Origin of the sequence: Treponema socranskii subsp. socranskii VPI DR56BR1116 = ATCC 35536, from assembly GCF_000468115.1 — a bacterium.
Classification (GTDB): domain Bacteria; phylum Spirochaetota; class Spirochaetia; order Treponematales; family Treponemataceae; genus Treponema_D; species Treponema_D socranskii.
The window spans coordinates 152312-172810 of the sequence record NZ_AVQI01000084.1 but is presented as its reverse complement, the minus strand read 5'-3'; the positions used below and the strand labels follow the sequence as shown (position 1 = coordinate 172810).

Genomic DNA, 20499 nt, shown 5'->3' with positions numbered 1-20499 from the left:
TTATTTTTTTGTGATGACGACGGAATTGTCCGCGTTGGAATACGGGGCGGGAATGTATTTATCCGCCTGCCAATCGTTTTCCCAGCGCTGCCCGTCGATGAGATAGCGGAATTGATATTCTCTGTCCGTTTCAAGATCCAGCTTGACGGAAAACGATCCGTCTTTATTTTTTTTCAACGGCGTTTCGGTACTGCTCCAGCTGTTAAAATCGCCGGCGATATTGATCGTCTTCGCGACACCCGCCGCATCGGGGAGCACGATAAACGTGACCGTACATTTTTTTCCGTCTTTCGAAAATGATTTTTTTAACGCCATGGAAACACCTCCACATTATACTTTTTATAAGGTTCGCCGCACAGCTGTTGTCAATCCGCTTTAAATAGTATACTATACTTTCATCAATAAGTAAATAAATAATTCCGGAGTGCTATGAATAATAAACGCTATCTCTTTACGTCCGAATCGGTAAGTGAAGGACATCCCGATAAAATTTGCGACCGCATTTCCGATGCCGTACTCGACGCCTGCCTCGCCCGGGACGCGGAAAGCCATGTCGCATGCGAAACTTTTACAACAACGGGTATGGTACTCGTCGGCGGCGAAATTACAACAGAAGCATCGCTCGACATCGAACGGATCGCGCGCGATGCGGTAGAAAAAATCGGCTACACCGATGCCGCCTACGGTCTCGACTGCAACTCTATGGCCGTTCTCAACGTCATCCACAAACAATCGCCCGACATCAATCAAGGCGTCGTCGGCAAAGGCCTCAAAGAATACACCGGTCAGCAGGGAGCGGGCGACCAGGGGATGATGTTCGGCTTTGCGTGCAGCGAAACGCCCGAACTCATGCCGGCTCCCGTCACGTACGCGCATAAACTGCTTTTAAAAGCGGCCGAACTGAGAAAAAATAAAACGATCTCCTGGCTGCGCCCCGACGCGAAAAGCCAAGTGACGATCGAATACGAAGGACACGTTCCTCTGCGGATCGATACCGTCGTCGTCTCACATCAGCACGATCCCTCCGTCGAATACGGTGAAATCAAAGAGACGATAATCGAGCGGATTGTAAAACCCGTACTCGATGCGACGGGTCTGCTCGACAAAGATACGAAATATTTTATCAATCCGACGGGGCGTTTCGTCACCGGCGGCCCGCAGGGAGATTCGGGGCTGACCGGACGCAAAATCATCGTAGACACCTACGGCGGTATGGGCCGTCACGGAGGCGGCGCGTTCAGCGGCAAAGACCCGTCGAAAGTCGACCGTTCCGCAGCTTATATGGCGCGCTATATCGCAAAAAACATCGTCGCCGCAGGTCTCGCCGACAGAGCGGAAATCGAACTCGCGTATGCGATCGGCGTTCCCTTTCCCGTGTCGATTATGGTCGATACTTTCGGCACGGAAAAAACACCGGTCGAAAAAATTACGAAAGCCGTAAAAGAAATCTTCGACTGTACGCCTGCAGGTATCGTCAAAACGCTCGATCTCAAACGCCCGATCTACGAAGCGACGACGGCCTACGGGCATTTCGGACGCAGCGAATTCAGCTGGGAAAAAACCGATAAAGCGGATGCGCTGAAGAGTGCGCTGACATAATCCCATGACACTGCTGACAGAGCGGGAAATCTGCACGGTATTCGACCGTTTTAAAAAGCAAAACCCCGATCCGAAATCGGAACTCCGATGGAAAAACGCGTATACGCTGCTCGTGTCGGTCGTGCTTTCCGCTCAGGCGACCGACAAAAGCGTCAACGCCGCAACCGAAGCGCTCTACAAAATCGCCGACACGCCGGAAAAAATCATCGCCCTCGGACAAAAAAAACTCGAAACTTACATTAAGTCGATCGGACTCTACCATACGAAGGCGGCGCACATCATCGCGCTCAGTAAAATCCTCATCAACGATTTCAACGGAAAAGTGCCTTCGACACGCGAAGAGCTTATGAAGCTTCCCGGTGTCGGCAGAAAGACGGCGAACGTCGTGCTCAATGTCGTCTTCGACAAACCGACGATGCCCGTCGATACGCACTTGCTGCGCATCTGTCCGAAAATCGGACTCGCCGAAGGCGCAATTCCGATTGCAGTCGAAGAAAGCCTCGTTTCCCGCATTCCCAAGCGATATATGCGTCACGCGCACCACTGGCTCATCCTGCACGGACGCTACGTTTGTACCGCGCGAAATCCGAAATGCGATACCTGTCTCATAAACGACATCTGCAAACGCAATGACGTTTCAAAAAATTAACGAAAATTAATAATCGGCAAGAGGTTGAAGATGGACGAATCGACAAGCGCCGTAACGATCGGCGTACAGCAGGCGCAGGAACAGCTTTCCAAACACAAAGAAACGCTTTTTGCGTGGGTAAAATCGTTTTTTACGTGGACAAATCTTTTTCGCGCTGCGGGAGCGCTCTTCGTCATCGGCATCATTTGGTTTTTGTATAAGCTCGCCTTCCATGCGCTCAATCGCATACCCGAACAAAAGATAAACAAAGAGAACAATCTCGCCTTGCATAAATTATTAAAATACGTCTTTTACTCGGTGATCGTCATGTACATACTCAGCTGCTTCGGCATCAAGTTTACCGCCCTGCTCGGAGCTGCGGGTATTGCGGGGCTCGCCGTCGGTTTTGCGGCGCAGACGACGGTGAGCAACGTCATCAGCGGACTTTTCGTCATAACCGAAGGCGTCGTCAAAGTCGGCGACCTTATCGTCGTCAGCGGAGTTACCGGAAACGTCGATTCGATCGATTTGCTTTCGACGAAAGTGCACACGCTCGACAATCAGCTCGTGCGCATTCCGAATTCGTCGATCATCAATACGACCTTTCAAAACAATTCGTACTACGCGACGCGGCGCATAACGTTTGCGTTCGGTCTAAAATACGGCACCGATATCCGCTATGCGCTCGACGTGCTTTTAAAAGCGCCCGAACTGTGCGAAACGGTTATCAAAAAGCCTGCGCCCGCCGTATGGGTGGACGGGTTCGGCGACAGCAATATAAATATGATCGTCGCGGTGTGGTGCAAGAGTTCCGATTTTCTCAAAACGAAAAACGATATGTTCGTCGCGCTGATGCGCGTTATGAACGAAAACGGTCTCGTCATATCGTATAACTGCGTCGAAATCGTACCGCATGACGATTCGACCCCGGTGCCTCCGCCGGCAAAAAAATCCGGCGCGCGGCGAAGCTAGCGTTTTTTTACGGCAGGCACGACATATCGAGCTTGTCGAAGCCGGCGAGCAGGGTTTTTGCGATCTTAATAATTTTTTCCGCGTCGCCTTTGCGTTCTCCTTCGATGTTGAGCGGCATAACCGGATCGTGGAGACTCAATCGGAGAAGCATCCAGCCCCGCGCGTCTTCTCCTTTAAACGAAACGCGGATCCCCTCGTAAGATTCCGGGAGCTCATAGCCTGCAGTTTCGGCGCGCTTTTTAAATTCGGCGAGTACGGTTTTGCCGTAGGTTTTAAAATCCTCCGTGCCGATTTTAAATCGGTATTCGCATTCTTCAACGAGCGGCGGAAGACGCGCGATGAGGCTGTCTATCGTTTTCCCTTCCGCCTTCGCTTTTGCGAGCGCGATGATCAACTTTACCGCGAGGAAAGCGCCGTCGTCGAGATAGTAATTGTCTTTGAGCGCACCGTGTCCCGACGTTTCCATCGCAAGCGGCGAAACGATGCCCTTTGCGTTGAGCTCTTTGCATTTATTGATGACGTTTTTGTAGCCGCGCATATAGCGCAAATGGCGCAAGCCGAGCACTTTTTCCAAAAAATACGCAAGCCTGTCCGACGTTACCGAATCGGTGACGATCGTTCCGCCCGGATACGAAGGCGCTAAAATCGCGGCAATCATCGCGATGATCGCATCGCGGTTTACTTCTGCTCCGGTGTGCAGCACGGCGGACATACGGTCGACGTCGGTGTCGAAAATCAATCCCAAATCGGCGCCCGCTTCTACGGTTGCGCTTCGGGCGGCTTCCATCGCAGCTTTATTTTCGGGATTCGGGATATGGTTCGGAAACATGCCGTCCGCTTCCAAAAAGCGGCTGCCTGCAGTATCGGCTCCGAGCGGCTGTAAAATCGACGAAACGAAAAAGCCCGCGCATCCGTTTCCCGCATCGACTGCGATCCGTAAACCCGCAAGCGGTTTGTCGCTTTCGGATTTTGCAAGCTCCGCGCAGATAGTTTTACGCAAGTGCGCGGCGTACAGCGACAGCAGATCGAAAGATTCCAGCGGCGAATCGGGAAAAGCTTCATCGAGAGGCGCCGCGCTTTTCAATATCGATTCGATATCGTCGTGTTCGAGACCTCCGTCGCGGTCGAAAAATTTTGCGCCGTTTCTGTTGAACGGAAGATGGCTTGCCGTCATCATCACCGCGCCGTCGTATTTCGTTGCGGGAAATACGGTCGACATAAACATAGCAGGAGTCGTCGAAAGGCCGCAGTCGACCACGCGCGCGCCTTGAAAGACCATGCCTTTTGCGAGAGCGGCCGAAAGAGACGGGCCTGAAATACGGGAGTCGCGCCCGATTCCGATCGTGAGCGCGGAAAGGGGTTTATCGATTTTTTTTGAAAGCCATAATGCAAACGCTTGTCCGATGCGGCTGCACGCCGCTTCCGTAAAGTTGACGTTTTCGCCTTCGACGCCGCTTACGGCTATGCCGCGGATATCGCTGCCGTTTTGCAATTTCATCATATCGAATTCTATCATAGGACCACTATATAATAAAATAAAAAATTATATAAGGGCACAAAATTGTGCTCGCATAAAAAGCAACCCGACCGCCGCTGCTCAGCGCCGATTTTACAATTTCCCGATATGAGATTTTGCAATTTCCCGACGTAACCGACCGCGCCCCTACTCCAGCGCGCGAAGGCGTTCGAGCAGCGTCGGGTGCGAATAGGTAAACGCGCTGTAGATTTTCGCCGTCCGCACTTCGCCGTTGTTTTCCCGATTCAATGCGATGAGCGCGGACGAAAGCGGTTTTCCCGATCCGCACAATTTCTTTGCGTATGCGTCGGCTTCGTATTCGTCTTTTCGCGAAAAGAAATTGGAAACAAGCCGAACGAATATACCGTAGCCGCCGAAAACTTCCGACAACAAAAAGAGCGCGATGAATTTCATGTACGGAAGCGCCGCATCATACGAAAAGCCGAATCCGCTGTAAAGCGCTTCGCATGAAGTGAGGCGGGCGGCGGCGAAGAGGACGATGTACACAAGCGGAATCGTCACGGCAAAACGCTTTACGATGTGATGTTTTTTATAGTGGCCGAGTTCGTGCGCGAGGACGGCGCCGACTTCATCGACCGAAAGCTGTTCGACGAGCGTATCGTAAAGCACGACGCGCTTGGTTTTTCCGAAGCCCGTAAAATACGCGTTCGAGTGTTTGCTGCGCTTCGACGCATCCATGATAAAAACTCCGCTCGATTTGAATCCCGTGCGCTCCATAAAATCTGAAATGCGCGACTTGAGCGCACCCTCTCCGAGAGGAGTAAATTTATTAAAAAGAGGAGCGATGAGGCGCGGATAGATAAACGACATGAGAAGCGAAAACGCAACGTAAACGCTTGCGAGGACGAAGGGCCATGCGCTCACGTGTTCGAAGATCGCCGTCATCGCCGAAAGTAAAAGCACCGACACGATGAGGGCTAAGGCGATCGATTTGAGCTTATCCGCGATCCAAAGCCGCAGCGTCATCGAAGAAAAACCGAAGCGCTTTTCGATGACGAACTCTTCATACCATTCGAACGGGAGCGATAAGACGGCGGACGGAATCGATACCGTAAGCGCGAAGATGAGCGTCAGCGCATACGGATTGTCAAACACGGACTTAAGCGCACGGAAAACGTGCGGATAAAAACCCGAAAGCAGCAAAACCGCGCCGAACGTCGTCGATGTACCGTATTCGAAAACCCAAAGGCGATAGCGCGCATCTTTATACGCACACGTTTTTTCCGCATCACGCGATGTGATATACGGCGCGAGTTCCGGAGGTATGTCGCGTCCGTATTTTTTTCGAAATACGTATTGGAGTCTCTCAATAAAATTATGTAATAAAAACGAAAGAAAAGTTCCGACACAATAGAGGATGACAAAAAGGTTCGAAAATTGCATGGCACGAGTATAACGTTTTTTCCGTCCATACGCAAAGGGTGTTTTTTTCCGCCGGCAAGCGCATAAGATGCATCGCGCTCGGTGTTTGCACGGAGCAAGCGCGTGAAACGCCTCACAAGCTGCATCGCGTTCGGCGTTTGCACAAGATGCGTCCCGTGCGCGGCATTCGCTCGGCACGTACGACGTTTACGCAGCATTTGTGCGACACGATCGCGTTCACCCGGTAACGCCGATGCGTGAGCACCCGTTACAGCACCCGCCTGCCTCCGACAAAGAGTTCTTTTACTTTGCCGACGAGTTCCCGGCCGTCGAAGGGAGTCGCTTTTCCCTTACTGAAAAAGGCACTCGCGTCCACCGTCCACTTTTCTTCGGGATCGACGAACACAATGTCGGCGTCGAAGCCGGGAGCGAGCACGCCTTTGTTGAGACCGAGAATGCGCGCGGGATTTGCCGACATGAGAGCCGACAATCTCTTCGCTCCGAGCTGACCGCCTGCAACGAGAACGGTATTGCACACCGCAAAGGCCGTTTCGAGTCCCGTAAAGCCGGGACTGCCCGCCGCTTTGTCTTCGAGCGTATGCGGCGCATGATCGGTCGCGATGACATCGACCGTACCGTCGCGGAGCCCTTCAAGGAGTACGACTCTGTCGTCTTCGCTCCTGAGCGGCGGATTTACGAGCGCGCGTATAAAAGGTTCGTCGGTACCGCAGAGAGCCAAGTGATGCGGAGTTACTTCGCAGGTAACGCGAAAACGTTTTTCTTCCCTCGCTTCGGGTACATAGCGCGTACCGTCGAGGACGGCTTCGTAGGCGGCGTCCGCTTCGTCGGCGAGGTAATCCGCTTCATCGTCCGAAAGCGATTCTTTTGCGCTGCGCACCGCATCGAGGGCGGCGGCCGTACTCACGTGGGCGATGTGCACGTGACATCCCGCTTCACGCGCAATCATGATATTGCGGATCGTCGCGCTGTTTTCCGCAAGCGCGAGCAGATCGTTCGCTTTTGCCAAAAGGCTCGCGATTTTGTCGAGCACTTCGTCGGGAACGTCATCGTCGTCGTCCGCTCCCCACGCGGCAAGGTGATAAGCTTCCATCAGTTTGAGCGCTTCACGGCGATAAGTTTTTGCCGCGGACGCAAGCGATGCGTCTTCACTGTGACAGCTTACGATAATACCTCGCCGGGCGGCTCTCGTCATAGCGTCGAGCATGACGGAAGCGGATGCGACATCGTTTCCGTCTTCGGTGATAAGCGGCACGCGAGATGCGTCGAGGTCTTCGATGTGTCGGGTATCCGAGCCTCCGAAATCCTTCGTGATGCTCACCGACTGTATCACACCGGCAAGACCGAGAGAAGCGGCTTCCCGGTCGATTTCGAGTGCACTCATCTGCGACGAAACGACGGGGGTCGTATTCGGCATCGCGACGACGGTACCGAAGCCTCCGGCACAAGCCGCGCGCAATCCGCTTGTCAAATCTTCTTTTTGCGTCTGCCCGGGATAGCGCAAGTGCACGTGCATATCGATAAAAGCGGGCATGAGCGTGAGCCCCTGCGCGTCGATGCATTCGACTGCGGGATGCTCATAGCCGTCTTCTGCGAGCACCGAAAGCGCGAGAGCTTCCGTCGTTTTTTTATTCGTAAAATAGCCGGTATAGACCGCGCGGATTTTATCGTCCACGACAAGAAGGGCTCCGGGCGTGTCGATCGCTTCGTCGAGGAGGTGTGCATTGTAAAAAAGAAGAGCACGTGTCATGACTTCGCCTCCACGGGATTTCCGCCTTCACCCGCCGTATACAGCGCATCGCAGAATTCGCAGCGGTACAATCGCTTCGTGCGGTCGACAAGCAAAAAGGTCGACGGAACGAAGTTTTCGCTCGCCGTGATACAGCGCGGATTTTTACAGCGGAATACGTTTTGTACGCGCGGCGGCAGGGTCATATTGATTTTCCGAACGACTTTTTCATCTTTAATAATATTGACGCAGATATCGGGATCGATAAAGCCGAGTACCGAAAAATCGATGTCGATGATATTGTCGATTTTTATCAAATCTTTTTTGCCGCTCTTTTGCGACGGCACGTTCATGATGAGCGCCGACGTAAAAGGAAAGCCGTCGAGGCCGAGCCAGCGAAAAATGCGCCAGCCCGTCCCCGCCCTGATGTGATCGATTACCAAACCGTTTTTAATCGCCGTTACGTTCATCACCGCCTCCGCTTGTATCGGGAACCAAAAAAACTGCAATGTAAGGCCGCTTAAAAAACCGACCGAATTTTTAAAACCGCCCTACAGACAGCCCGTCAATTTTGCAATGAGCGCCATGCGCGCATACATGCCGTACTTCACCTGCCTGAAATACGCCGCACGCGGATCGTCGTCGACTTCCGGCGCTATTTCGTTTACGCGCGGCAGCGGATGAAGCACGATCATATCCGGCCTCGCAAGCTTCATCTTTTCTTTGTCAAGGATGTAGCTGTCCTTTAAGCGGATGTAATCCTGCTCGTTGAAAAAGCGTTCTTTTTGCACGCGCGTCATATAGAGGATATCGATCGTATCGATAACGTCTTCGAGACGGTATGCGCTTTCATATTCGGCGCCCGAGGCATCGAGCACGCTTTCCTGAATGTATTCGGGAATCGCCAGTTCGCTCGGACTGATAAAGACGAATTTATTATTTTTATAGCGGCACATCGCCTGCACGAGACTGTGTACGGTACGCCCGAATTTCAAATCCCCGCAAAAACCTACGGTAAGATTTTCAAAACCGCCGCGAAGCTCTCGTATCGTCACCAAATCGGTGAGCGTCTGCGTCGGGTGGAAGTGGCCTCCGTCGCCCGCATTTATGATCGGACACGACGAAAAACGGGATGCGAGGAGCGCCGCACCTTCTTTCGGACTGCGCATCGCGATGACGTCTACATAGGATGAGACGACGCGGATCGTATCGGAAAGAGATTCCCCTTTTGCCGCGGAGCTTGACTGCGCATCCGAAAAACCCTCGACCGCGCCTCCGAGACGGAGCATCGCCGCTTCGAAGGAAAGACGCGTGCGCGTACTCGGTTCAAAAAAAAGCGCCGCGAGAATTTTCCCGCGGCACACATCTTGAAACGCTGCAGGATCGACGATCATCTGTTCGGAAAGAGAGCAGATTTCATCGATCTCTTCGACGGAAAGATCATCCGGCTCTATAAGGTGGCGCCCTTCCAACATGCGAATCCTCCGCTGCTTACGCTCCGCCCCGACTCTTGCGCTCGGCACAAAAGACGGAGCGGTATTATTAATTAATAATTTTTATCGGCATCAAGCGCCGTTCAATCGATCGTATCCATACGAGCGACGTCCTTATCGTAATCGACGCCCGCGATATCGAACCCGTTTGCGGCGAGAAAGTCGTGCTTGTAACCTTCGAGGTCGCACAGATCCCGGAGATTTTCCTGCGTCACCGACTTCATTCTTTCGAGGCACTTTTTCTGCACGTCGTCCGCAAGTTCGAGATCGTCGATTCTGATGCGGTGCTCGCTGTCGGTCGGAACCGTACCGTCGGCCGTATAAAGCCGTTCGGTAAAGAGACGCTCCATCTGTTCGATGCATCCTTCGTGCGTTCCCTTTTCTTTCATCACTTTAAATAAAATCGACAGGTACAGCGATATGATCGGGATAACCGCGCTCGAACGCGTGACGAGTCCCTTGTTGACGGAAATGTACGCGCCTCCACCGACCGATGATTTCAGCTCTTTGTCCAAGTCGAGCGCCGCTTTTTCCAAATCGAGCTTTGCAGTACCGATCGTGCCGTCGCGGTAAATCGCATGGCTGAGTTCGGGCCCGATGTATGAATACGCGATCGTACGGCAGCCTTGTGCGAGTACGCCCGCATCGGACAGCTGTTTGATCCAGCGCCTCCAGTCGTCTCCGCCCATTACTTTGATCGTGCTTGCGATCTCCTCTTCCGTCGCCGGCTCCGCGCTCGAATCTTTGAGCGTTTCGGTCATAATGTCGATACACTTTCCGCTGTAGGGTTTTCCGCGCGGCTTGATTACCGATTTGTAAAGCACTTTCGTATCGGGGTCGGTGCGCACGGGACTTGCAAGACTGTAAATTATCAAATCGAATTTGGCTCCGAGTTTTTTCACTTCGTCGATGACGAGCGCTCTCGTTTCGTCGGCAAAGGCGTCTGCATTCAGCGTAACGGATGCAAGACCTTCTTTTTTCGCCGCGCGGTCGAAAGCCGCGTTATTGTACCAGCCGGGAGTGCCGCCCTTCGTTTCGGTTCCCGCTTTTTCGAACGAAACGCCGATCGTATCGGCTCCGTATTCGAATGCGGCGACGATGCGGCTCGCAAGTCCGTATCCCGTCGAGCAGCCGAGAACGAGCACGGTTTTCGGCCCCGCCCCGCCCTCTTTTGCGCCCTTGATGCCGCGCTTTTCTTTTTGCGCCTTGATATACGCGATTTCGTTTTCCGTTTCTTTTGCACAGCCTACAGGATGCGCGTTGATACAGATGCTGCTTCGAACCATCGGTTTAATAATCATAACTACCTCTCATAAAAACACTCATAAAAACTTTAGCGGACTTCGAATCAACTTCCGCCTCTCTTTATTCGTACCGCTTAACGATGACGCAACCGTTATGTCCGCCGAAACCGAGCGATACGCTCGCCGCCGCGTCGATGCACATTTTTCTGCCTTTGTTCGGAACGTAATCCAAATCGCAGCCGTGCTCGACATCGGGTTCGTCGAGGTTCATCGTCGGAGGTGCAAAACCGTCTCCGATCGCTTTGACGCAAAAGAGCGCTTCGATAATACCTGCCGCTCCGATCATGTGACCGGTCATACTCTTCGTCGAAGACACCGCCAATGTATGGGCGTGATCGCCGAAAGCGCGCTTTATCATTTTCGTTTCCGTTTCGTCGTTCGCCTGCGTCGACGTACCGTGCGCGTTGTAATACTGAACCGAAGAAGGCTGCATACCCGCGTCGGCAAAAGCGCGTTCGATACAAAGCGCTCCCCCCGAACCGTCGGGAGCAGGTGCGGTTATGTGATAAGCGTCGCTCGACGATCCGTAGCCCGCGATTTCCGCATAGATGCGCGCACCGCGTTTTTTCGCGTGTTCGAGTTCTTCGAGCACGAGGGCGGCGCTTCCTTCGGCCATGACAAAGCCGTCTCTCGCTTTGTCGAAGGGGCGGCTCGCTTTTTCCGGACAATCGTTGAACGAAGACGCAAGCGCTTGCAGCACTTGAAAGCAGCCGATGCTGAATCCCGTAATGCACGCTTCCGTGCCGCTTCCGATGCATACATCCACCCTGCCGCTTCTAATCAAATCGGACGCAAGACCGATCGCATCGGTACCTGAAGCGCAAGCCGTCGAAATCGTCCATACCGGACCGTGCACACCGAGGAACATGCTGACATTCGCGGCAGCTTCGTTTTGCAGCATCATCGGAGCGGTGAGCGGCGGAAGCCGGCTCACGCCGAAGCGGGGATCGCAGTATTTTTTAAAACCGTCTTCGATCGCGTCGTAGCCGCCGATGCCGACGCCGTTTACGATGCCCGACGCATCCGCCCCGAAAGACGATTCGTCGTAGCCCGCGTCGCGAACGGCCTGCAGAGAAGCCGCTGTGAGAAAGCGCGTAAACCGCGCCATTTTGCGCACGACTTTGTGATCCAAACCGTACGCGTCGAGTGAAAAATCTTTTACTTCGGCTGCAATCTTTACGGGATAATCGGAAGCATCGAAAAGAGAAATTTTTCCGATGCCGCTTTTGCCGGCTTTAATGCCCGCCCATGTCGATGCAACATCGTTTCCGAGCGGAGTGACGGCACCCAAACCCGTAATGACAACACGCCGCCGTGATTGAATATCCATTGATTCAGTGTACAAGGTATAACCTTTTTATTCAATAAGTATAAAACGGCAAAAATCATACTCACTATGCGCTATCCGCTTGAAGACATTTCAAAATAACCGGTCTTACCGAAGCGAAAGTCGAACGGTTATAGCAGCCCGCCGAAACGGTTTCAGATCCTGCCTTTCTTTTTCATCACCGAATCTTTGTCCTTTTCGCGGATTTCGACGCGGCGGATTTTACCGCTGATCGTCTTCGGCAATTCTTTAACGAATTCGATGATGCGCGGGTGTTTGTAGCTCGCCGTCTGATGCTTTACATAATCCTGCAGTTCAAGTTCAAGCGCTTTGCACGGCTCAAAACCGACGTTGAGCACGATCGTCGCTTTGACGATCTGTCCCCGCCGCTTGTCTTCGACACCCGTCACCGCGCATTCGAGCACGGACGGGTGCTTCATCAACACGCTTTCGACTTCGAACGGACTGATGCGGTAGCCCGAACTTTTAATAATATCGTCGTTGCGTCCGATAAACCACAGATAGCCGTCACTGTCGTAATAGGCGGTATCGCCGGTATGATAGAGTCCGCTGTCGAACGCCGCCGCCGTCAGAGAAAAATCGCGGTAATAGCCGGAAAACAAACCGAAGGGACGCTCTTTGTCGACGTGAATGACGATTTCTCCCGCTTCTCCCGCTTCGCACTTCGTACCGTTCGGCGCAATGATATCGACATCGTAGCCCGGCGCAGGCTTTCCCATAGAACCGGGTTTCGGCTCCATACCGGGAAAATTGCCGATGATGACGGTCGCTTCCGTCTGCCCGTACGCTTCGAACATTTTAATGCCCGTCTGCTCGTAGAATTTATTGTACACTTCCGCGTTGAGCGCTTCACCCGCCGTCACGCAATAGCGCAGATTCGACAGATCGTATTTTTTCAAATCCTGCCGGATAAGATAGCGGTACACGGTCGGCGGCGCACAAAAGGTCGTCACTTTATAGTGCGAAATCTTTTGCAGCATCCTGTCCGGTTTAAAGCTCGTCATATCGTACGAAAAGACCGCCGAGCCTGCAAGCCACTGACCGTAGAGTTTTCCCCACACCGCTTTTGCCCAGCCCGTTTCGGCTATCGTCAAATGCAAACCGTTGTCCACGACATTTTGCCAATATTTTGCCGTCACGATATGGCCGAGGGGATATACGAAATTGTGCTGCACCATCTTCGGATAGCCGGACGTACCCGACGTAAAATACAGCAGCATGATATCTTCGTTGCACGTCGCTTTGTCGCCAGTCGGCCGATCAAAATGCGCATCGTATTTTTCGATCTCTTTGTGAAAGTTTACCCATACGCCGCGCTCCTTTCCGACCGTCACGAGCGTCTTTACGGAAGGAGAAGCGGCGAGCGATTTTTCGATCTCTTCCTGTACTTTCGGTTCATCGAATGAAATGATCATCTTCACTTCGGCGGCTTTATTGCGGTATTCGATATCTTTTTCGAGCAGCTGATCCGTCGCCGGAATGCCGATCGCGCCGATCCGGTGCAGCGCGATGATAAACCACCAAAACTCATAGCGGCGGCGCAAAATGAGCATGACCGAATCCCCTTTTCCGATTCCGTACGCCGTGAGAAAATTGGCAGTGCGTTTCGACATCTCCGAAATATCGGCAAACGTAAATATATGCTCTTCGTCGCAATCGTCGCACCACACAAGCGCCCGCTTTTCCGGATCGTCCGCCGCATAGCGGTCTACGACGTCGTATGCAAAATTAAAATTGTCGGGAATTTTAATTTTAAAATTCTTTTTCAAATCTTCATAGGACAGATAGTCCCTGTCGTTTTCAACAAATTCTTTATACAGCACCATATAACAATTCCTCTTCAAATTAACCCGCACAGTATAATCGATACCCGTAAATAATGCTAGCCGATATATCGTCCGATATTCGACGCTTCGAAAATCCTCTCGGCGTTCTTTTGCAAAATCGATTCCGCCTCCGCGTATCCGATGCGCTTTACGTCCGCGATATCCTGTACGACGCGCTTTATCAAAAGCGGCGACGAATCCTCGCCTCCGAGCCACACTTCTCCCGTCGGATTATCCGTTTCGGAAAGCAAAAACTCAAGAGGCGTCCGAGCGAGCAGCGCTTTGATACGATCGGAATAACGCACTTCGCAGCCGAAGGTCTGCATATACCCGCGCGATAAAAAAACATCGTACGGCGAATCCGGCCCGTCGTACCAATGGATGACGGGCTTTGCGTGCGGGAAGTCCGCGAGAATGTCTGCGATGCGCGATTCGGCGCCCTTCGTATGCACGACGCAATATTTTCCCGTGCGTTCACAATGGTCGAGCATACAACGGAACACGCGCTCCTGCGTTTTGTGCGGCGCCTTTTTTTCCCAATAAAAATCGAGCCCGATTTCTCCGATGATAGGCGATGCACCGAGATACGATTCAAGCAGTGCGGCAAGTTCGCCCTCGCTTTCCGGCAAACCCGCGCAACACGAGGGATGGATACCAAAGGTAGGAATTATTAAATTTTCCCCGTGCAAAGCGAAGGAGCGAGCTTCCGAAAGCGTTTCATTCCACGTTGCCGTATCGACGGAGGATGCGACCGTGAGGATTGCGTTTTCTCGAATGCATTCGAGAGCCGCATCGCGCTCATCTCCGCGCCGGTACGCATGCAAGTGCGTGTGAAAATCGACAAACATGCGTCCAGCTTATCTGAAAAGCGAGGATTGTACAAACGGAAAAGCGCATACAAGGAAAACGGGGCTGTCTCAAAAGTCGGTTACTTTTTCGACAGCCGGCTTTTATTTCTTTTTTTCTTCTTTGTGTTCGATCAATTCCGCACGGTAAAGCTGCACGTCCACACCGAGCTTTTTTTTGAGCAACTTTTGTGCCGCATCGAATTCATCGATCCGTTTTACTGCAGACGGCATTAAATCATATCCTTCAAGCGTGTAGACGAAAGTTCCGAGATACACATAGCGCGCTTCGGAAGGAAATGAAACATCTACTCCGACGGGAAGCTGCAACATAGATAAATAATCTCTGCCGAATAATCTTACTATAAATTGTTGCAGATAAAATCGTTTTCGCACATCGCTCGCATTGAATATCATTTGGGAAAACTTACCGAGCTCTCCGCACATGGGGAAAATCGGCACGTCTTTAGGGGGAATTTCGTAATACACGTATCCGTAACTGGGAACGCTCCCCTTATATCCTATTGCATCGAATCCTATGGCATAAAAATCCATGTCAAGATTGTTGGTGAGCACGACACGGCAGATAAAAGCGACTTTAGATCCGCCGACTTTTTCCCATTTAAATTCTTCCGGCTCTTCTGCAAATGCGATCGTACAAAGACATACGAACATGGCAATCGTTAATAATTTTTTATTTTGCATTTTGTACCTCCGAAAGGCGCGCACTGAGAAGCGATTCCCATGCCGTATCCTTATAATACTTGAGCGCATGTTCAAGTGCTTTTTGTTCGCAAACGCGCAGATCCGGTATTTTCCATGCGCCGCCGTATGTTTCTCTTATTTTTTCATCGTTCGCATACGTACGGCAGATATATCGCTCATCACCGGAAAACAGATCTTCAAAATCTCCGACATAGTAAATGCCCGGTTTTTTCGGCGTCGTAAAATCGTACGGGTGCGTTCCGAAACCTTGTATGCCGTTGATAATGTAATCGATCCGATATCTGCTCATAAATATCCGTTGAAAATAGAGACGGTATTTCCCGCCCGGAACGGTCGGTTTGAAGAAAAAATAATTTTTACCGATATATTCCAAATGCTGTGCGGGTTTTGTCGTATCGATTTGAATGTAGCGGGCGATTTCAGGCGGGATTACTCCTAATATTCCCTTTTTAAAGGTATTGCAGCTTCCGTATACCAGCACGGAATTCTCCGGCGTATACGTTTCGCATAATTTTTTAAGCCGCTTGCGTTTTGTCTCCGCAAACGCCGAATTGTAGATCTCCTCTTCGTTTGTTCCATCGCTGGCTGCTATCATCTCCGAGGATTGTGTCTTTGCAAAAGACATCGAAAAACATCCCATCAACATCGTCGTCACCGTAACGAGCACAACGATTCCTATTATTTTTTTCATCTTGTTATTTGTCTCCTATAACACATAAAACATGCGTCCGAAGAAAATGGAACCGTCCGAAAACTTCGGTTTTGAACGGTTTCTTCGATTTGTATATGCAATGTTATCGTTCCACCAATTTGACGCCGGCAAAGACGAGAACGCTGTTCGACCGTTCCGCAATGTCTTTGAAAAATACGGAATAATTCGAATGCATATACTGTACTCCGACCATCGGAGCAAACCAATCGGTTACGCGATACGCCGCGTATGCGCCTCCGCCGATACCGAAATAAAAACGGTCGGAACGATTATCGCTTGTCATCGTTGCCGTGGTTGCAAGTCCGAGCCGAGCTTCCGCAAACGGCGCGACAATAAATTTATTAAACGCAAGCGGCACTTGAAAACGGATCGCGCCGCCGGCGGTCGTCATCGATTTTGCTTCCCGGTATTTTTCCTCGTTATATTTATCCAAGATGGCAACATCGTCGACTTTTTCCGTTTGGATAAAGGGCCCGCCGCCGAAGAATTTTCTCATAAACAGCACTGACAGATTGAAACCGGCGGATTTTGTTTCAAACGGAATAAGCGCACCGGCAGAAACATTGATAAGATACGGATCGTCAACTTCAAGACCGTTTACGCTGGAAACCGAAGCCCGCTTTTTCGAAGCCTTTTTCGCGGCTTTCGTTTTTTTCGCCTCTCCGAATTCCGAGAGTCTCCAGTTTCCCTGCTCTTCCGTCCACAGCGACGGAATCGCATCTTTCCCTTCGGGTGTAAAAGAAACCTTCATACCATTCGTCGATTCTTCCGCAGCTCCCGCCTCCGTTTTCAACGCGCCGTCATCTCCTTGAAATGCATTCCACACTTTGTATGCGAGTGCATAGCGCAAGCCTTCGATCGGATCGTATGAAAATATTTTAGCGATGACGGAACGAACGCTTGACGGAGCCGTAGCGAGCGCTTTCATAAATTCGTCGCCGGCGCTTTTTGCAACCATTTCATTCGAAATGTATTTTCCAAGCGAAAAAAACATTTCGTCTTTATCTGTCGTCGATGTAATAAATTGTTTTACGCGGTCGTCGATGTTTTGCTTTTTCCTTCCGGCAATGCTCCGCTCCACAAAGGATTTGACGACCGACGCGGGGATCGAAAAATTCGTCGATTCGCGGTACGTCGCTTTCCACGTGTTAATTCCGACGACGGTGTATCCCGCTTCTGCTTTTGCATTCGCCGTCATAAGCGGCCCGCCGGAGTTTCCCGCATCGACTTGCGCCGAATGCTGGATAAGCGTCGAAATATCGGGAGAAAGAAGCTCTTTGATTTTCGCGCGCGCGTTCGTTACCGTACCCTTACCGAGCTGCCACATCGGATCTGCACCTAAACCCGGAAAGCCCGCCGACCACACTTCGTCGCCGTCGTGCACTGCAGCACCGCTGAGCGTTAAACCTTTTCGCGCATACGTGTCGGGCAGAGCGACGAGGGCTATATCGATATCTTCATCGGCTGCGATGATTTTGAGCTCTTTGTAACTCGAATTGGAACCGTCTTCGTTTTCAAATTCGACGTCGACCGTTTCCGCTTCTTTGACAACGTGACGGTTCGTGACGACGTAAGGTTTGTTGTTTGATGCGTAGAGTACGAAGCCCGAACCGAATGACCCCTTTAAATACACGTCGATATCTTTTGCATATGCCTCATATCCGCGGTTTGAAAGTTCGTCGCGGTATTCTTCCAAAAAGGAAACCGTTTTTTCCGGCAAATTGCTGCGCACGATGCAAACGTAATTTCGCAGCGGCGCCGTAAAAGCTGCTGTAGCTAAAAAGCACAGGACCAAAACGCCGTAAAAGCGTTTTTTATTAAAATTGCTAATCTCCATGCTTTGTATTATAGCGACAGGGAAATAATTATGCAACGGAACATCGAAAGCGCATTGTCGAACGCTCTCCTCAGATTTAAATTTTATCCATAATTTTTGCAAGCAGCGCGTTGCATGCATCGTCGTTTATGCCGAGCTTTTCCGCGGCGCGTATATCGCCGAGCGCGCTTTCGTATTCGCATCTTTCATAATACGCTTCCGCCCGATGATAAAACGCGTGAGACTGGTATTCGTTGATCGCAAGCGATTTTGAAAAACGGTCGATCGCAGCGGTATTGTCGCCGAGAATACCGTAGACGATTCCCTCATAATACAGGGCGCGGAAGTTTTGCGGGTTATGTGCCGAACTCGCTTGAAAATCTTCAAGAGCTTTTTGATATTCGCTTTCGGTAAAATACGCCATACCGCGGTGCTTATGTATGACGGACAACACGACGGCCGGAGGCCGCGGAGAAGATTCGATGATCTGCGTATAGATTTCGATCGCCTTTGCCAAATCGCCGGTATTATGCGCGTGAATCGCATCGAGGAGCAAATCGTCGATCGTCCCTTTTGCAAAAGGAGACGGGCTTCCTTCCGGTTCGGGAGTTTTTTTAATTTCGCGTTTAATCGCATCGAGTTCATCGACTTTTTCATAAAACAATTTTCGCCGCTCGTTCACTTCGCCCTGCAGTTTTTTTTGATAATCGCGGATTTCTTGAAAAATCGTATCGGCAAGCGTCAGCGACGCATTGATCGATGCAAGCTTTCTGCGAAGCGGTAAATCGAACGGAGAAAATTCGCTTTTATAGATAAGCTCGTGTTCGACTTCCGCCCATGCGTCCTGTAAAATCGTGCGGATTTGAATTTCGCATACGATATCGTTTAAGCGCGGAAGCGACGGAAAATCGGACGGCGGCGGAAAACACGAATCGGGAATTTTTACGAGGATATGAATCGACTCGTATTCGAAGGCTTTGAAATTCTGCGCAGGCCCCTTTTGCTCGATTTCCCGTACATCGAAGAGCCCTTGCACTTGTTTTAAAACGACGGCGATGTCTTCGAGAAACGCGCAGATAATCCGTATGCCGATCATATCGGTAAGGCAGATGAGAGAGTCGTCGTCGGGAGAGGGAACTTTTAAGCGCAAAATTTTTTTATAGTAGCTGTCGAAAGATTTGATGCGCGCTTTATACGTCGGAGGGGAAGCGAGCGTCACGGCACGTTCGAGCCGCTTTTGAATGTTTTCCATAACGGCATAAAAATACGGCGCATACGCTTCATAGTTTTTTTGAATATGGACTTTTGCCGGCAGATTATCGTAAGACTTGTGTTCCATAAACTCGAAATCAAATTATAAAAAAAACGTCCCTTAACCCCGCCGAACAAGGCAGGTATAAAGGACGTTTATTAAAGGAAACTTACGGCAGCTTATCGTGCATTGGCGGAATTACCCGACGAACGTGCAGCGTTCGACGTGGAATTTTCGTTGAGGCTCGACGTAAAGCTCTCTTCCGTAGCCTGCTTAACGCGTTCGAGATAACGGTTCACCTGCTTGTTGCCGAAGCGCTCCATTTCGATCGCTTGGCGTTTCTTTTCACGCGCGCCGACAATGCCCCACACATCTTCGTCCGCGATATCGCGCTCGGAAGTCAGCACGGCTTTGTCGTAGATCATTTTGACGTCTTTGAAGTAGCCGATATAGTCACCGCCGATGTGAGCAGCGTCGCGCGTAATCTGGAAGCCTGCGAATTTTATGTACGGAATACCGCGCGGATAGATCGGATATACGCGAATTTCGCGGTTGCGGATATCGGCGATGTACTGCGGGTTATTCCATACGAGCTCTTTCCAGCCGTCGAATCCGAGATAGCCCATAAAATAGCGGCGTTCGATTCCGTCGTTGTCTTTGAGCAAAACGTACAAGCCTTCGGGGTAGTTCATGCCCATCGTTGTGACGGCGATCGATTTGATTGCACCGACGTTTCTGACAACGCCGTAACCGTCTTCAAAGAGAATTTTGCCGCTCGCTTTTTCTTCGTCTGTCTGTGCCTGACGGTTGCCGTCGGCATCGGCACCGGCAAGAGGCTCAAATGCCGGAATGTCGAACGGCGGTTCGATACGCGCGTTTGCATTTGCATTCCATTCGGGGAAAAGAATACGAACGCCCATGACGTTCGAACCCGCAAACGGAACATCGGCTTCGCTGCGCACAGGGGCGGCGACGACCGTCGAAACCCCCATCGACTGCACGTTTTGCGCCGATGAATTCAGCACGACTTCCCATTCGGGGAGAGCGAGCGAGGTTTTCATGAGATCTCGCTGCTCCGCCGTGAATGTAGCGCCCGCAGCTGCAGCGTAATTCATCACAGTACGGCCGTTTTGCGTCGGATTGCCGTTTGCATCGGCGACGACGTCCGCATCGAGCTGCGTAAAATCGATAAGCATCGATTCAGCAGCAAAAAGCCCCGCGCCTCCGGTAAGCAGCATCCCCGCCGCAATCACTAAAAAAGTCTTCTTCATTTTGGAAGCTCCTTATACTATTCGATGTAGCCTTGTACCGTCTATCACGATATTACAAAAA

The 20499-nt window shown here is 51.3% G+C and carries 18 protein-coding genes; 3 read left to right on the top strand and 15 right to left on the bottom strand.

What is annotated here, in order from left to right; all coding sequences use genetic code 11:
• Positions 1 to 315 carry an isoamylase early set domain-containing protein gene (locus HMPREF0860_RS13030; protein WP_021330553.1) on the bottom strand — a complete coding sequence of 105 codons (315 nt, stop codon included), beginning with the start codon at positions 313 to 315 and terminating at the stop codon, positions 1 to 3.
• A gap of 114 nt (positions 316 to 429) precedes the next feature.
• On the opposite strand from HMPREF0860_RS13030, the gene metK reads away from it, so the two are divergent.
• From metK to HMPREF0860_RS13015, 3 genes are read left to right on the top strand one after another with little or no spacing between them, the layout of a single operon-like run.
• Positions 430 to 1599, top strand: a complete 1170-nt coding sequence (metK, locus tag HMPREF0860_RS13025; protein ID WP_021330518.1) for a methionine adenosyltransferase — start codon at positions 430 to 432, stop codon at positions 1597 to 1599.
• 4 nt (positions 1600 to 1603) lie between these two features.
• Positions 1604 to 2248: an endonuclease III gene (gene nth, locus HMPREF0860_RS13020; protein WP_021330543.1), complete on the top strand. Its 645-nt coding sequence runs from the start codon at positions 1604 to 1606 to the stop codon at positions 2246 to 2248.
• A 30-nt stretch (positions 2249 to 2278) separates the two neighbouring features.
• A complete protein-coding gene (locus tag HMPREF0860_RS13015) occupies positions 2279 to 3199 on the top strand; it encodes a mechanosensitive ion channel family protein (RefSeq protein ID WP_021330585.1) in 921 nt (306 codons plus the stop codon).
• Between the two features lie 7 nt (positions 3200 to 3206).
• Here HMPREF0860_RS13015 and HMPREF0860_RS13010 read toward each other — a convergent pair whose 3' ends face one another.
• The 14 genes from HMPREF0860_RS13010 to HMPREF0860_RS12940 form a co-directional block, all read right to left on the bottom strand.
• Entirely contained in the window at positions 3207 to 4715 is a 1509-nt protein-coding gene (locus tag HMPREF0860_RS13010) for a phosphohexomutase domain-containing protein (protein WP_021330517.1), read from the bottom strand.
• A gap of 147 nt (positions 4716 to 4862) precedes the next feature.
• Positions 4863 to 6119, bottom strand: coding sequence for a M48 family metallopeptidase (locus HMPREF0860_RS13005; RefSeq protein ID WP_038081210.1), 1257 nt, complete (start codon positions 6117 to 6119; stop codon positions 4863 to 4865).
• Positions 6120 to 6366: 247 nt separating this feature from the next.
• On the bottom strand, positions 6367 to 7866 hold the full coding sequence (locus HMPREF0860_RS12995; RefSeq protein ID WP_021330589.1) for a dihydroorotase: 1500 nt from the start codon (positions 7864 to 7866) through the stop codon (positions 6367 to 6369).
• Complete coding sequence (locus tag HMPREF0860_RS12990; protein WP_038081196.1) at positions 7863 to 8318, bottom strand: aspartate carbamoyltransferase regulatory subunit; 456 nt, start codon at positions 8316 to 8318, stop codon at positions 7863 to 7865. The genes HMPREF0860_RS12995 and HMPREF0860_RS12990 overlap by 4 nt, the downstream gene beginning before the upstream one ends.
• A 78-nt stretch (positions 8319 to 8396) precedes the next feature.
• The gene (gene pyrB / locus HMPREF0860_RS12985; RefSeq protein WP_021330551.1) at positions 8397 to 9320 is read right to left on the bottom strand and encodes an aspartate carbamoyltransferase; all 924 of its coding nucleotides are present in this window, start codon (positions 9318 to 9320) and stop codon (positions 8397 to 8399) included.
• A 101-nt stretch (positions 9321 to 9421) separates the two neighbouring features.
• Positions 9422 to 10639, bottom strand: coding sequence for an enoyl-ACP reductase FabV (fabV, locus tag HMPREF0860_RS12980; RefSeq protein ID WP_021330555.1), 1218 nt, complete (start codon positions 10637 to 10639; stop codon positions 9422 to 9424).
• Positions 10640 to 10703: 64 nt separating this feature from the next.
• Positions 10704 to 11972 carry a beta-ketoacyl-ACP synthase II gene (fabF, locus tag HMPREF0860_RS12975; protein ID WP_021330575.1) on the bottom strand — a complete coding sequence of 423 codons (1269 nt, stop codon included), beginning with the start codon at positions 11970 to 11972 and terminating at the stop codon, positions 10704 to 10706.
• A 152-nt stretch (positions 11973 to 12124) separates the two neighbouring features.
• Positions 12125 to 13816, bottom strand: coding sequence for an AMP-binding protein (locus HMPREF0860_RS12970; protein ID WP_021330574.1), 1692 nt, complete (start codon positions 13814 to 13816; stop codon positions 12125 to 12127).
• Positions 13817 to 13872: 56 nt separating this feature from the next.
• A complete protein-coding gene (locus HMPREF0860_RS12965; protein ID WP_021330572.1) occupies positions 13873 to 14664 on the bottom strand; it encodes a TatD family hydrolase in 792 nt (263 codons plus the stop codon).
• A gap of 102 nt (positions 14665 to 14766) precedes the next feature.
• A complete protein-coding gene (locus HMPREF0860_RS12960; RefSeq protein ID WP_021330565.1) occupies positions 14767 to 15366 on the bottom strand; it encodes a hypothetical protein in 600 nt (199 codons plus the stop codon).
• Entirely contained in the window at positions 15356 to 16078 is a 723-nt protein-coding gene (locus tag HMPREF0860_RS12955; RefSeq protein WP_021330526.1) for a hypothetical protein, read from the bottom strand. Before HMPREF0860_RS12955 ends, HMPREF0860_RS12960 begins: the two co-directional genes overlap by 11 nt.
• A gap of 103 nt (positions 16079 to 16181) precedes the next feature.
• Positions 16182 to 17936: a S1 family peptidase gene (locus HMPREF0860_RS12950; RefSeq protein ID WP_021330548.1), complete on the bottom strand. Its 1755-nt coding sequence runs from the start codon at positions 17934 to 17936 to the stop codon at positions 16182 to 16184.
• A 76-nt stretch (positions 17937 to 18012) separates the two neighbouring features.
• Entirely contained in the window at positions 18013 to 19254 is a 1242-nt protein-coding gene (locus tag HMPREF0860_RS12945; RefSeq protein WP_021330562.1) for a RelA/SpoT domain protein, read from the bottom strand.
• 92 nt (positions 19255 to 19346) lie between these two features.
• Positions 19347 to 20438, bottom strand: coding sequence for a flagellar filament outer layer protein FlaA (locus HMPREF0860_RS12940; protein ID WP_021330584.1), 1092 nt, complete (start codon positions 20436 to 20438; stop codon positions 19347 to 19349).
• Positions 20439 to 20499 lie beyond the last annotated feature (61 nt).